Origin of the sequence: Rickettsiella endosymbiont of Rhagonycha lignosa, from assembly GCF_964031165.1 — a bacterium.
GTDB lineage: Bacteria > Pseudomonadota > Gammaproteobacteria > Diplorickettsiales > Diplorickettsiaceae > Aquirickettsiella.
In genome coordinates this window covers 1,026,434-1,039,893 of record NZ_OZ035011.1, presented here as the reverse complement: position 1 = coordinate 1,039,893, position 13,460 = coordinate 1,026,434, and the positions used below count along the sequence as shown (strand labels likewise).

11 protein-coding genes and 1 tRNA gene are annotated in these 13,460 nt (G+C 38.4%); 11 read left to right on the top strand and 1 reads right to left on the bottom strand.

Annotated features, from left to right (window positions below; all coding sequences use genetic code 11):
* The first annotated feature begins 455 nt into the window (after positions 1-455).
* The 7 genes from AAHI99_RS04705 to AAHI99_RS04675 all read left to right on the top strand — a co-directional run bounded on the left by AAHI99_RS04705 (position 456) and on the right by AAHI99_RS04675 (position 7,345).
* A complete protein-coding gene (locus AAHI99_RS04705; protein ID WP_342227146.1) occupies positions 456-650 on the top strand; it encodes a hypothetical protein in 195 nt (64 codons plus the stop codon).
* Positions 651-717: 67 nt separating this feature from the next.
* Positions 718-1,047, top strand: coding sequence for a type II toxin-antitoxin system RelE/ParE family toxin (locus AAHI99_RS04700; protein ID WP_342227145.1), 330 nt, complete (start codon positions 718-720; stop codon positions 1,045-1,047).
* A gap of 3 nt (positions 1,048-1,050) precedes the next feature.
* On the top strand, positions 1,051-1,368 hold the full coding sequence (locus tag AAHI99_RS04695; protein ID WP_342227144.1) for an addiction module antidote protein: 318 nt from the start codon (positions 1,051-1,053) through the stop codon (positions 1,366-1,368).
* 456 nt (positions 1,369-1,824) lie between these two features.
* Entirely contained in the window at positions 1,825-1,977 is a 153-nt protein-coding gene (locus AAHI99_RS04690) for a hypothetical protein (protein ID WP_342227143.1), read from the top strand.
* A gap of 1,226 nt (positions 1,978-3,203) precedes the next feature.
* Positions 3,204-4,646: an NAD(P)/FAD-dependent oxidoreductase gene (locus AAHI99_RS04685; RefSeq protein ID WP_342227142.1), complete on the top strand. Its 1,443-nt coding sequence runs from the start codon at positions 3,204-3,206 to the stop codon at positions 4,644-4,646.
* 36 nt (positions 4,647-4,682) lie between these two features.
* On the top strand, positions 4,683-6,074 hold the full coding sequence (locus AAHI99_RS04680; protein ID WP_342227141.1) for a tryptophanase: 1,392 nt from the start codon (positions 4,683-4,685) through the stop codon (positions 6,072-6,074).
* A 326-nt stretch (positions 6,075-6,400) separates the two neighbouring features.
* A complete protein-coding gene (locus tag AAHI99_RS04675) occupies positions 6,401-7,345 on the top strand; it encodes a methyltransferase (protein ID WP_342227140.1) in 945 nt (314 codons plus the stop codon).
* Positions 7,346-7,770: 425 nt separating this feature from the next.
* Here AAHI99_RS04675 and AAHI99_RS04670 read toward each other — a convergent pair.
* Positions 7,771-7,846 (bottom strand) — tRNA-Phe (locus AAHI99_RS04670).
* Between the two features lie 266 nt (positions 7,847-8,112).
* On the opposite strand from AAHI99_RS04670, the gene icmT reads away from it, so the two are divergent.
* The 4 genes from icmT (at position 8,113) to AAHI99_RS04650 (ending at position 13,247) form a co-directional block, all read left to right on the top strand.
* Positions 8,113-8,373, top strand: coding sequence for an IcmT/TraK family protein (gene icmT, locus AAHI99_RS04665; protein ID WP_342227139.1), 261 nt, complete (start codon positions 8,113-8,115; stop codon positions 8,371-8,373).
* A 6-nt stretch (positions 8,374-8,379) separates the two neighbouring features.
* A complete protein-coding gene (locus AAHI99_RS04660; RefSeq protein WP_342227138.1) occupies positions 8,380-8,718 on the top strand; it encodes a type IV secretion IcmS family protein in 339 nt (112 codons plus the stop codon).
* A gap of 219 nt (positions 8,719-8,937) precedes the next feature.
* The gene (gene putA / locus AAHI99_RS04655) at positions 8,938-12,075 is read left to right on the top strand and encodes a bifunctional proline dehydrogenase/L-glutamate gamma-semialdehyde dehydrogenase PutA (RefSeq protein ID WP_342227137.1); all 3,138 of its coding nucleotides are present in this window, start codon (positions 8,938-8,940) and stop codon (positions 12,073-12,075) included.
* A complete protein-coding gene (locus tag AAHI99_RS04650; RefSeq protein WP_342227136.1) occupies positions 12,075-13,247 on the top strand; it encodes a cation:proton antiporter in 1,173 nt (390 codons plus the stop codon). The genes putA and AAHI99_RS04650 overlap by 1 nt, the downstream gene beginning before the upstream one ends.
* Positions 13,248-13,460 lie beyond the last annotated feature (213 nt).

The window sequence follows — 13,460 nt, the reverse complement described above, 5'->3', positions numbered from 1 at the left end:
TTATCTGGTGGCCGAAGGCGGAATCGAACCACCGACACAAAGATTTTCAGTCGTACACTTATATTGTAACTTATTGAAAAAAACAACATTATTATAAACTGGACGACCCTTGCAAATGTATAATAATGGCGGTGTATGTCATGTTCAGTCGCGCAAAAGTCGCGCATGGATTTTTTAGATATTAAGATACCCGAATATTGAAATTAGCATTCAAGCGTATAAAGTTAAGAAATTATTTAATTCAACAGCCAGCTTATTTCAATTGCTTATTCGATGCAAATTTTCCAATTTAAATAGCTACGCTTTTAAAATTGTCAATATCCTGTTTTTTGCAGTCCTGTATTTTGAGTTCGAATTAAAGGACTTTCATCTAAGTTTTTATATCTTCATAATAATCATACGTAATGTTTACTGGTGTTTTATCTTTTTGAATACCTAAATTTTTGGGGGTTAATATGACAGTAAAAAAAGATAAACTGTTTGGCATACAACGCTCAACGAGAGAAGATTATTATGAATTACATGCTGAATTATCACTTATAAAAAAATACCTAGCAATATCGTTAACCGTTCATTTTAAAGGATTGAGTATGAATGACTATCAAACGAGTAGACTGGAATATGATATATCTAAACTACATTTTTTATAATTGAAGCCACACTCATGTTCTGTTTTCGTAACTATTGCCAATAAGTCTCTTTAAGGATACAATAACAATGCAAATAGCTTTAAAAAAACAAATAGAAGTTTATGTTGAAAGCAATGGTCAAAGCCCGTTTATAAATTGGTTAGAAACCCTCGATCCACCCGTTAAGTTCCGTGTAAAAGAACGGTTAGATCGTGTTGCTTTAGGTAATTTGGGTGATTATAAACAAATTAATAAAGATATTTTCGAGCTAAGGTTAACATTCGGAGCTGGGTATAGAATATATTTTTACAAAGAAGATAGTAAAATTATCCTTCTTCTATCAGGTGGTAATAAATCGACGCAAAAAAAAGATATAAAAAAAGCGATGAGTTACTTAAATGATTACTTAACTGAGTAGCGTATGAAAAAAAAGATTGATTACCAAGAATATTTAATTGAGTCTCTCACAGACCCTGAAGAAGCCGCCGGATATTTAAATGCTGCTTTAAATGAAGGTGACATCAAAGTTTTTTTGTTGGCCTTATCCAATGTTGTTAAAGCGCAAGGCGGAGTTAACAAATTAGCAAATAAAGCGCATAAAAGCCGAACTAGCTTATATAAAACACTTTCTCCTAAAGGCAATCCTTATTTTAAAAATACCAGTGAAATTCTTTCCGCTATGGGAATGCATATTGTTATTGAACCTAAAAACATTTCCCATAATCATTTTTCAAAATAGAGAGATTAAAAATTAGACATTTAAACCATAATTAATTGAAAAAAAAGACATTTAGAAAGAAAAGTGACAGCTCCCGCAAAAGTCACGCAAGGGATTTTTTATAATGGGTTAAGGAGGATGTAAGTATTTGATTTATCTGGTGGCCGAAGGTGGAATCGAACCACCGACACAAAGATTTTCAGTCAGCCACTCGCAATTCTAATTATTTGAATTTAGATTGATTTTTTTAATAAAAACCATGTCAATCAGCATGACTGGGCCGTACCGTGTTTAACCCAAGCATGCAAAAAGACATACATCAGTGAGGAAAAAAAATATTGTCTTAATCGAAAAATTGTCGCTTCTTCAAAATTAGATTTTTTATTATTTATAATAAAATAGCATTAATTTTATATAAAAATTAAAAATTTTTTTAAAGTATCAATGCGTACCATTACGGCCTTCCTTAGGAAGGCAATGAAAATAAAGGGTTTTATATCCGAGCATTCGATTCTGAAAGTAAAATTACATCAATTAATTTATAGTCGTGCAAACCTAAAACAAGCACGATTGGACATTCAGAAATATGCTATCGCACCGGTTGAGCTCAGAGAAATCATATCTTTATAGCTATTGCAGCTTGATTACAAAAATTTCAGCGGCGACTAAAACATGAAATGTCTTTTTATCAACAGGATTGAATAATTATAAAATATTCTATGGCTAAAAATTTGAATCAATTTTAGCTCAAACCTTAATTAGTTGCGAAACTTTTGTCATAGTTGATTCTAATTCGTCACTATGTTCGCGCGTAGGCGCCCTTTCGTGACTGCCCTAGGGACGTGCACATACCTGCTTTTGACTATTGAAGTAAAATATCCTATATCCTCGTTAAGGAACCTAACTTAAGATTAATCTCTCTTTTTCTTTTCAATACAAAAATAAGTTTTTTGGCTCACCGTAAGACAAAAATATTATTAAAATGTGGGTGTATGGAAAATTTAGGGGAGGGCACCTCTGTTAGAGGTTTATGGTAGTGGTTATTATAATTTTTGTTAGGGGAAAGTCAGCGAGAGATAGCAGACGAATACATCCCCATTGAATTTGAACGATGATTTTATCAACACTTCGCTTCTTAGTGTCAAAACTGTTGCAAGATCATAGATGGAATACTGTTTATTAGGATCGCCATCATTGTACCCTAAAATAAATATAGCAGAAGTATTATTGTTTCCAGTGTTTATCGATATTTTTGTTTTTATATTAGCTAATAGCTTGTTGCAATTATTTCTACACAAATATTTCTACACAAAATTTCCCGTTGAGCATCAATGCTAATTAAACGCAGAACACAATAAATGGTATTCGCCATGCTTAGACATTTTGGTTATTCTTAGATAACACTAAAATAAATTTTAAAAAGGAATAAAAAACTATGAATAAATATATTCTTAAGCAGGTTTTAATCATCTTTTTACTGTTGTGCCAAGCCGCATTAGCATAAACGAGCAGGGCGCCGAGAGCGCGCGATCCGATTGCATGGAGGATCGATAATTCGATCAGAGCTAATCATGTGATGAAAATAACAAAGGGAGATCTAAAATATGGACATTGAAAATCAACAACGACTGCCCCTTTTCAAAACGCAGAGCGGATACCTGCCTTCATATCTACGTGGGGTGGAATTTCCAATCAAATCCATACCATTACATGGAGTGAAGTCTTTCATGTCTTTTAAAAATTTTTTGCGGCAGATCTCGATGCTATCTTTTCTTTTATAAAAGTAGTCATGCCCTTTTAGGATGTAAAATTGTATTGGATGTTCTAAGGATTTGCAGGAATGTTAGGGTGCTAAAATGAAAAGATTAAAAGTACAGAATAAAACAGTGCTTGTTATTGGTGGGGGTCCGGCGGGGAGTACAGCGGCGTCACTTCTTGCTCGAGCAAATATAGAAGTGACGTTAATAGAGCGTGATTTTTTTCCACGCTACCATATCGGTGAATCTTTACTACCATCATGTCTTGAAATTCTTGAATTTATAGGCGCACGTAACTTAATTGAAAATTATGGATTTCAACGTAAACCCGGAGCTTACTTTGAATGGAAAGGAGAAAAATGGTTACTTGAGTTCGGAGAGTTACGTGGCTGCTACCAATATAGTTTTCAAGTTAAGAGAGCTGAATTTGATCAGCTTTTACTACAGCATGCTCGAAACCAGGGTGTCAAGGTGCTTGAAGGTATTAAGGTAGATGAATTGGTATTTTCAGGTAATAAGCCTACAGGGGCACTTTGCTATCAAACAAAAAGTAAAAAAAAATTACCTCTCATTGAATTTGATTACCTTATTGATGCTTCTGGTCGCGCAGGAATAATGTCGAACCGTTATCTGAAAAATCGTTGTTTTCATGAAACCTTCAAAAATGTGGCGGTTTGGGGTTATTGGAAAGAAGCACAACCGGCGCTCGTTAAAGGATTTGAAGGAGCGATTATGGTGGGTTCAATTGCAAATGGATGGCTATGGGCAATTCCATTTAGCGACGGGCAAATGAGCATCGGTGTGGTTCTGGGGAAAGATTTTTTTTTATCTGCCCGTAAAGAGCATTCACTAGCACAAATTTACGCTAATGCAATTGCTGCTTCTTCCTTAATGACAAAAATTTCTGCGTCTGGAACTTTAGTATCGAATCTTCTAGTCGAACAAGACTACTCTTATGCGGCAAAAAAATTCACCGCTGAAAAGTGTTTTATTATAGGGGATGCAGCGTGCTTTTTAGATCCTCTCCTTTCTACGGGTGTGCACCTTGCTATGTATAGTGGGCTACTCTCAGCGGCAAGCATTGCAAGTTTAGTTCATGGAGAAATTTCGGAAAAAGAGGCAACTTCCTATTATGAACAAAGTTATCGACAGGCGTACTTGCGCTTCTTTATTTTTGTTGCTGCATTTTATGAAGCGCATGGCAAATTAGGTTACTACAATAAAGCGGCTCAGCTGAGCGAGTTTTCTGTTGATCCTAATAACTTAAAACTTGCTTTTTTAAATTTGATTTCGGGTTTAGAAGATTTTGCAAGTGCAGAAAAATGCACTTCGCATCTTATTGGTGAAGTATCTAAGCGGGTTAATGAGAATTTGGCATTTAGAAAGGAGAAGAAAGGTTTCCGAAAAAAAGAATTACAGGTTCAAATAGAAGAAAATATAGCTTTCTTTGATGCACTTGAAGGACTTTCCGCCTTGTCCCCTGCTATGGCTATCAATGGACTCTATGTGTCAACGTCTCCTCTAGGCCTCAGACGTACTTAATAAGGGTATTCACATCTTTGTTCTAAGGAATATATTATGTATAAGGAATCTCGTGACATAATGGATGGAGTTGAGCCGTACAAAATCAAAGTCGTTGAGCCATTGAAGGTAATTCCTTTGAGTAAGCGTATACAAGCTATCGAAATAGCTGGCTACAATCCCGTATTGCTGCGTTCAGAAGACGTTTTCATCGATTTTTTTACAGATAGTGGCACATCGGCTATGAGTGATTCGCAGTGGGCGGGTATGATGCTGGGTGATGAATCCTACGCTGGAAGCAGGAATTTTTATCATCTCGAAGAAGCTGTTCAACGGTACTATGGTTATCGTTATGTCCTGCCTGTTCATCAAGGGCGAGGTGGAGAACATATCCTCTCGAAGATGCTGATCCGACCTGGGAACTATGTGCCTGGGAACATGTATTTCGCCAGCACTCGTCTCCATCAGGAGCTTGCGGGTGGCAATTTCGTCGATATTATCATCGACGAAGCACATGATCCTGAATCAACTTTACCATTCAAGGGTCAGGTTGACCTGACGAAGTTAGAGGCTTTAATTGAGCAAGTTGGGGCTAAGCAGATCCCGTATATTAATCTAGCAGCTACCGTGAATATGGCAGGTGGTCAACCTATTTCGATGGCTAACTTGCACGAAGTACGTAACATAGCTCGTGCACATAAAATTCTTATCGTTCTTGATGCTGCCAGAGCCGTTGAAAACGCCTATTTTATCCAACAACGCGAATCAGGTTATCGGAATAAGTCCGTAGCCGAAATTTTGTTCGAAATTTGCACTTTAACTGATGCGGCTATCGTAAGTGGTAAGAAAGATGCGTTGGTTAATATCGGAGGCTGGCTTGGATTTAACGAAGAGGCTCTGTACGAAACAGCCTGCAGCTTAGCGTTAGCTTATGAAGGGCTTCACACCTATGGCGGTTTGGCAGGCCGCGATATGGAGGCTATGGCTCTAGGGATCAAGGAATCTGTGCAGGAGGAACATATCCGGTTCCGGGTTAAACAGGTTGAATATTTCGGCGAACAGTTACGTGCACGCGGCATTCCAATTGTCGAGCCGATTGGAGGACATGCTGTTTATCTTGATGCCAACCGTTTTTTATCGCATATTCCGCAGTCACAGTTTCCTGCACAGCGATTGACGGTAGAGCTTTACACAGAGGCAGGTATCCGCTCTGTTGAACGCGGTATTCTATCTGCTGGCCGAAATACCCATACGGGTGAAAACAATCTCTCCAAGCTTGAGCTAGTGCGTCTCGCCATACCGCGCCGAGTTTATACTCAATCTCATCTTGATTTTACCGTTAACGCTATTGAGCGCGTATACCAGCGACGGCAAGATATCCGTGGAATGAAAATGATCTATGAACCTAAGCAACTGCGCTTCTTTCATGCGCGTTTTGAGCTGCTGTAAGCGGTAAGCGGGAATATTCATAGGTTAAATTATTAAATCTATTTTTTAGAATAATCGAATATAAAAATATCTGAGAAAACTTAATTAGTGACGGGGTAGCAGCCAGATCGAGTAAAGCACCAATTAGATCGGGTGCAATCTTGCTCAGAAAGATAATATAAATGATCGATGGATAAAATTGTGATAATCCATTTATCGGCATGTAATTGATTATTATTGCGCCTGGGTTGTTTTTTTAAGAAAGGAATCTTATGAATTTATCACCTCCTCAAGTTGAAGATACATCGGTATTTGATGTAACGCTCAACCTCTTTGTTTATCCGGCAATGTTAGTAGCACACCGTATCGGCCTCTTTCAGCAGTTAGCGGGTGGTTCACGTTCGCTACAGCAAATCACTCATACGATGCAATTAAATCGCCGTCCCTTGGAAGCCTTGCTCAATATGGCAACAGCCCTTGGATTTATTCGTCAAGAGAACAACGTATTTAGTCTTACTCAGATTGCAAAAGATTATCTTTTACAGACGGGTCCAGCTTATTTCGGACATTTTTGGGATCTGATGATGGACAATTATGACAGTTATTCCATCCATCACTTGGAAAATGCCATTAGAAAAAACTCACCTCAAACCGATGGTGAGAAGGACATCTTCAAAGTACATGAACAACAATTAGAGCTAGGTCGTCGTTTCACCCTTGCCATGCATAGCCTTAGTAAAGGACATGCCAGTATTTGGCCCACTAAAATCGATCTGTCTAATTATAAGGTTTTTTTAGATGTGGGCGGTGGTTCCGGTATTCACGCAATCGGCGCAGTAACAAAATTTCCGAATCTTAACGCCATAATTTTTGATCTACCAGAAATATGTAAGACCAGTGATGAATTTATAGCGACTTATCATTTGGGAACTCGGATCACTACCCACAGTGGTAACATGTGGAAGGATAGTTTTCCCAGAGCAGATGTTCACTTTTATGGAAACGTCATTCACGACTGGACCCCAGAAAAAGCAGTCAGTCTCATAACAAAGAGCTTCGACGCGCTTCCAGATGAAGGACGTATCCTATTACATGAAGTGCTTTACAACGATAACAAAACTAACCATGCAGCCGCCGCTTTCAGCATTATGATGCTAGGATGGACAGAAGGAGAGCAATATTCGGGAAAAGAATTGCAAAAAATGCTTACGGACGTTGGGTTTAGACAGGTCCAAGTCATAGGCAGTGCTGGACATTATAGTTTAGTGACGGGTATAAAAATGGAAGATTAAGCTTAAAATTAAACTTAGTCGCATGTTTCATAACACGATTTAATTTTTGGAAAAAATGAATGCAGTAAGATAATATAGACTAATGACTATTTTTCTCTCACGAGTTTCAATATCTTTTCATACTAGTAATTGAATTAAAACTTAGTTATTTTTTTAGAACGATTTTTAAATAATTTTACATTAAGTTTTTGGTGAATAAAATATAGATGAAGATCGAGATTAATTTATTGTTACTTGTTTTTTGTAGTTAAAAAGAAACAAAGAAAATATTGATTTTTTAAATTAGTTAATGTCTTAACAATTAAACTAAAAAGGGATAAAAATTATGCGAAAAACCAATTTAATAACAACAGTATAAAAAATAACTCTAAATATGCTCGGGTTATATTGGAAAGTTTGAAAGTGATGTAAGTGTTTGATTTATCTGGTGGCCGAAGGTGGAATCGAACCACCGACACAAAGATTTTCAGTCTTCTGCTCTACCGACTGAGCTATTCGGCCTAAAAAGATATGCTCAAAAAATTATGCTAATGCATAGGCTGTGTATTAAAGCGTTTAGTTAAAGTTGAGTCAAGCGAATCATGAAATTTTTTCATCAAGATCGATGTAATCTGCTTTTTTAAAATACACCTGTTAAACCTTCGGTAAGATAGCTTCCAAGTCCATGACTATACGCTATTTCTCAACTTTAAATTTGTAATCAGTTGCTGTATGATTCCCGCCATAAATGATAGAATATTAACCAAATGAGGTCATGGGACTAATTTATGTCACGGGTTCCTACAGCAGCACATTGGCGTGATTCGGCACGTATCCCACGATTTTTTTTAATCGATGCACGTGCGGCTTTTCCGTTGCTCTTGTTTTTGCTACATATTCGAGTTTGGAGTTTTGTGTTGGCGATAGTAGCTATGGCGTTTTTTGGTTTATTAGAACGTTATGGCTTTTCTGTTACGGTTTTTTTACGTTGGTTACGTACGGTATTGGCTGGGCCACGTAAAATAGCTATCCCGTGGTGGAAGGAGTAGAAATCGATGGAATTAAAAAAAGCGTTGCATTCCATTGCCAAAACCTTACGGGCCAATTTTACATTAAAGGGTAGACCTATTACCTATGATGAGGTTTTTTCTGAGGTGGGGTTGTTGCCAGCGATTGCTCGTCGTGCGGATCAACTGTGTTCACTTTGTTTAGGTTATGGAATTGGGGTTAGTTTTGATGAGATAGAACAATCTTTGCTGGGTGTAAAAGCAAATTTTGATGAAGTCACACCGAATATTTTACGCTATCTTTGTATTACGGATGTACTATGTGAGTTGATGCAAAATGGAGGCTCAACTGCTCAAACTCCGCTTGATGAACTCATGTACGACTAATACATTTTAAAAGACAAACTACTTAAATAATTCTGTAAAGAATGTTGGGTTCATACTTTTAAAATATACTCACAGCAATGGGTTTTTTGGCAAGTGTCGCAAAAAAAAGCAACCAGAGTGTATTAATATGCCTGAGGATGTTGAGCGGCAATACGAACAAAAATTCAAGTGCTAAGTGTTTTTAAAAAAATAATTTGTGGAATTACTATAGAGGCTCGAATGTCGTTTCCCCTAATATCAGTTAAAAAAAATCCCTTAAGATTGGCTATAGCGCAAGCTTATTATGCCGACGAAACAGCCTGTGTTAAACAATTATTGCAATTAGCAGCTGTACCACGCCAAGTGTCAGAAAGAATTGCACAACGCGCAGTTAAATTAATTGAACAAATTCGTGCGCAGCGTTTATCGAAAGGCGGTTTAGACGCTTTTTTATACGAATATGATCTATCCAGTGAAGAAGGTATTGCACTGATGTGCTTGGCGGAAGCACTGTTGCGAATTCCCGATAGTGATACCATAGATGCCTTATTAAAAGATAAAATTACCAATGCGGATTGGGCTTCTCATCTTGGCCAAAGTGCTTCTTTCTTTGTTAATGCCAGCACCTGGGGATTAGTGTTAACCGGGAAATTGTTACAGTCGAACCAAACGGGCGGTTTAGGTAATGTTTTACGCCGCTTTGTTGGTCGAAGCAGTGCGCCCATTATCCGAAAAGCGGTTAAGCAAGCGATGCAGGTGTTAGGTCGCCAATTTGTGATGGGTCAAAACATCGACGAAGCATTAAAAAGAGCTAAAGCTTATGAGGCAAAAGGCTATCGTTTTTCTTATGATATGTTGGGCGAAGCAGCTCGTACTGAGAAAGACGCTGAACGTTATTTTCAGTCTTATCAAACCGCAATCATCGCAATTGGTAAAGCAGCTTCAGTCAAATCAGTGAACGATGCACCGGGTATTTCCGTTAAGTTATCTGCATTGCATCCACGTTATGAGTTTGCAAAAAAAGAAGTGGTGGTTCCCTTCTTAATTAAACAATTAAAAACCTTAGCTTTGGCGGCAAAGGCCAACAATATATCGCTGACAGTCGATGCCGAAGAAGCGGATCGTTTAGATATTTCCTTAGATATTATTGGCGCGGTATTTTGCGATCCTGATTTAGCGCATTGGGAAGGATTTGGTTTGGCCGTTCAGTCTTATCAAAAGCGCGCGCCTTTTGTTATTGATTGGCTGGTTGATCTGGCTAAAAAACAAAATAAACGTTGGATGGTTCGATTAATTAAAGGGGCTTATTGGGATACGGAAATTAAAAATGCACAATTAAAGGGATTACAATCCTATCCTGTATTTACGCGCAAAGCAGCGACGGATGTTTGTTTTGTTGCCTGTGCAAAAAAAATACTGGCACACTCTGCAGAAATTTATCCGCAGTTTGCTACACATAATGCTTATACCTTAGCGACGGTACTCGAGTTGGCTGGAAAGAATCGAGATTTTGAAATGCAATGTTTACATGGTATGGGGTATACCTTGTACGATCATATCGTAGGACCTAAAAATCTTAATATTCCTTGTCGTGTGTATGCACCGGTGGGTGGGCATGAAGATTTGCTTGCGTATTTGGTTAGACGTTTGTTAGAAAATGGTGCAAATACCTCATTTGTTAACCGCATAATTGATCCGACCATTCCTATCGATGAAATGTTAGAAGATCCTGTTCAAAAATTATATCAATTAGATAGGATTCCACACCCTAAAATTCCTTTACCGAGAGATATTTATGGGCCTGCACGTAAAAATTCTCGCGGCATCGATTTCTCGGATAGCGAAACCTGGGAACCATTGGCTAGCAAAATAGAAATAGCGGCTAAAAAGTCATACTGCGCTGGGCCTTTAATTAAAGGTGTTTTAGTGGAGGGCGAAAAAATCCGGGCTATTAGCAATCCGGCTAATCCACAGGAAATCATAGGGCATGTCAGTATGGCCAGTGTTGAACAACTCGAACAGGCAATAAGTAATGCTCATCAGATAAACTTTACTTGGGCTAATACATCGGTAGACAATCGTGCGGCTTGCTTAGAACGTGCTGCGGATCTTTTTGAACAACGCTTGAGTGAATTTATGGCTTTAGCCGTCAAAGAGGGTGGTAAAACACTAAATGATGCACTCGCTGAAGTGCGCGAAGCAGTCGATTTTTGTCGTTACTATGCCATGCGCGCACGCTTAGATTTAATACCGCAATTATTGCCAGGGCCAACCGGTGAAGAAAATTGGTTAAGTGTGCAAGGCCGGGGTGTTATCGCTTGTATTAGCCCGTGGAATTTTCCTTTAGCAATTTTTATTGGTCAAGTGACCGCCGCCTTAGTGACCGGAAATACCGTGATTGCTAAGCCGGCAAGTCAAACACCCTTAATTGCTACGGCAGCGGTAAAACTTTTATATGAAGCGGGAATTCCTGGGGATGTATTACAACTTTTACCTGCAAGCGGTGCAGTGATTGGGCCAAAAATAACATTTGATCCGCGAATTAAAGGGATAGTATTTACCGGTTCCACTGAAACGGCGCGTGAAATCAATCAGGGGTTAGCAAGTCGTGAAGGTGGGATCCTACCTTTCATTGCTGAAACGGGTGGACAAAACGCAATGATCGTTGATTCATCCGCGCTTAAGGAACAAGTGGTGGTGGATGTATTGAATTCAGCTTTTGGTAGTGCCGGCCAACGTTGTTCGGCATTACGTGTATTGTTTGTGCAAGAAGAAATGGCGGATTCTTTAATTGAAATGCTATGCGGGGCGATGGCAGAACTCAAATTAGGTGATCCTAGCGAGTTGTTTACGGATGTTGGTCCCGTAATTGACAGTGCCGCTAAAAAAACTTTACAAGAACATTTTGATCGCATGTCCCAAGAAGCTAAATTGCTTTATCAATGCAAGTTGCCGAGTGGGTTGGATCAAACAAATTTCTTTGCACCGAGTCTATTTGAATTAAGTAGCTTGGATCTTTTAAAACGAGAAGTTTTTGGTCCTATCTTGCATGTTATTCGTTATGCCGCTAAAGATCGTGAACAAGTAATCCATGCCATCAATCATACTGGATATGGTTTGACCTTAGGTATCCAAAGTCGTATCCAACATACTGTAGATACGATTTCACGTCAGGTGCATGTCGGAAACCAATATGTTAACCGCTCTATGATAGGTGCAGTGGTGGGTGTACAACCTTTTGGTGGTGAAGGCCTTTCTGGAACGGGACCTAAGGCAGGCGGACCGCATTATTTACCTCGTCTTTGCTTAGAACGTTCATTATCCATCAATACGACGGCGGCTGGAGGTAATGCCTCTTTGCTCTGCCTGGAGGAGTAATGGATCATAGTTTTGTTTTTTCTATTTTTGTTATTTTTACTGGCGCTGCGGTATTAGCAACGATTGCATTGTATACACGTCAATCTTTGTTAGTCGCTTATATTTTATTAGGATTGATTTTAGGTCCCAGTTGTTTAAAGTTAGTGCCAAATTTAGGTTTGGCACGTGGTATTGGCGACATCGGTATTATCTTTTTGTTATTTTTAGTCGGTTTAGATTTAACACCACAAGAGTTTTATCGAAGTTTACGTAAAACAGCCATTGTAACCTTAGTCTTCAGTGCATTATTTACTACGATTGGTTTTGCAGTCGGTTATCTGTTTAGTTTTACACTCTTAGAAAGTGTATTAATAGGCGCCAGTTTAATTTTTTCGAGTACCATTATCGGTCTTAAGTTATTGCCCACCTTAGCGTTACACCATAAACCGATTGGTGAAACTATGATCAGTGTTTTGTTGCTACAAGACTTATTAGCAATAGGTATGTTGTTATTTGTGCACGGTGCACATATGACGGGTTCTAAATTAGCCGATCTGGGTTTAACCTTAATTACTTTTCCTTCCTTACTCGCTTTTGCTTTTGTCGTACAGCGTTATTTCATAAGTAAATTATTTATTCGTTTTGATCGTGTGCAAGAATATCTTTTTTTAGTTGCACTCGGTTGGTGTTTAGGATTAGCAGAATTGTCACGCGCTTTAGGCTTATCCGCAGAAATTGGTGCTTTTTTAGCCGGTGTATCGATAGCAGAAGGACCGATTGCCGTGTTCATCGCTGATAATTTAAAACCACTGCGTGATTTTTGTTTAATCATGTTTTTCTTTGCTATTGGTGCAAGTTTTGATTTACATTATTTACCCATGGTATTTATACCGGCATTGTTATTAGCAGGATTGGTGTTGTTAATCAAACCTTGGTTGTTTCAGGTATTATTGCAAATGTCGGGTGAAAAAAAATATATAGCGCGCGAAGTGGGTTTACGTTTAGGACAGGCTAGTGAATTTTCTTTATTGATTGCCTATTTAGCCGCAGAAACAACGCCTGCCTTGATCGGTGATAAAGCCAACTATCTGATCCAAGCGGTCACTATTTTGACGTTTGTGGGCTCATCTTATTGGGTGGTTTTACGTTATCCTACACCTTTGGCCTTGAATGAAAAGATGCGTGTAGACTAAACTAGGTCTTTTTAATATATACTCTTTGCATTTACAAATACGAAAAATAGTTTACTTGCAGCAATGGAATTTTTGGTAAGTGCCGTGTCTATGTAGCAATCTGGTCTATACAATAACCAAGAGGGTTGTGAATTGAGCGGTAACAGACAAAAATTTGAACGCAAAGATTAATAAGATCAAATAATAATTTTTAAATATTAGGGCTGGATGCCC

What these genes read in the sequence shown, in the direction of transcription:
- AAHI99_RS04705 (WP_342227146.1), top strand. Translation starts at nt 456, where the DNA reads ATGACAGTAAAAAAAGATAAACTGTTTGGCATACAACGCTCAACGAGA.
- AAHI99_RS04700 (WP_342227145.1), top strand. Translation starts at nt 718, where the DNA reads ATGCAAATAGCTTTAAAAAAACAAATAGAAGTTTATGTTGAAAGCAAT.
- AAHI99_RS04695 (WP_342227144.1), top strand. Translation starts at nt 1,051, where the DNA reads ATGAAAAAAAAGATTGATTACCAAGAATATTTAATTGAGTCTCTCACA.
- AAHI99_RS04690 (WP_342227143.1), top strand. Translation starts at nt 1,825, where the DNA reads ATGAAAATAAAGGGTTTTATATCCGAGCATTCGATTCTGAAAGTAAAA.
- AAHI99_RS04685 (WP_342227142.1), top strand. Translation starts at nt 3,204, where the DNA reads ATGAAAAGATTAAAAGTACAGAATAAAACAGTGCTTGTTATTGGTGGG.
- AAHI99_RS04680 (WP_342227141.1), top strand. Translation starts at nt 4,683, where the DNA reads ATGTATAAGGAATCTCGTGACATAATGGATGGAGTTGAGCCGTACAAA.
- AAHI99_RS04675 (WP_342227140.1), top strand. Translation starts at nt 6,401, where the DNA reads ATGTTAGTAGCACACCGTATCGGCCTCTTTCAGCAGTTAGCGGGTGGT.
- icmT (WP_342227139.1), top strand. Translation starts at nt 8,113, where the DNA reads ATGTCACGGGTTCCTACAGCAGCACATTGGCGTGATTCGGCACGTATC.
- AAHI99_RS04660 (WP_342227138.1), top strand. Translation starts at nt 8,380, where the DNA reads ATGGAATTAAAAAAAGCGTTGCATTCCATTGCCAAAACCTTACGGGCC.
- putA (WP_342227137.1), top strand. Translation starts at nt 8,938, where the DNA reads ATGTCGTTTCCCCTAATATCAGTTAAAAAAAATCCCTTAAGATTGGCT.
- AAHI99_RS04650 (WP_342227136.1), top strand. Translation starts at nt 12,075, where the DNA reads ATGGATCATAGTTTTGTTTTTTCTATTTTTGTTATTTTTACTGGCGCT.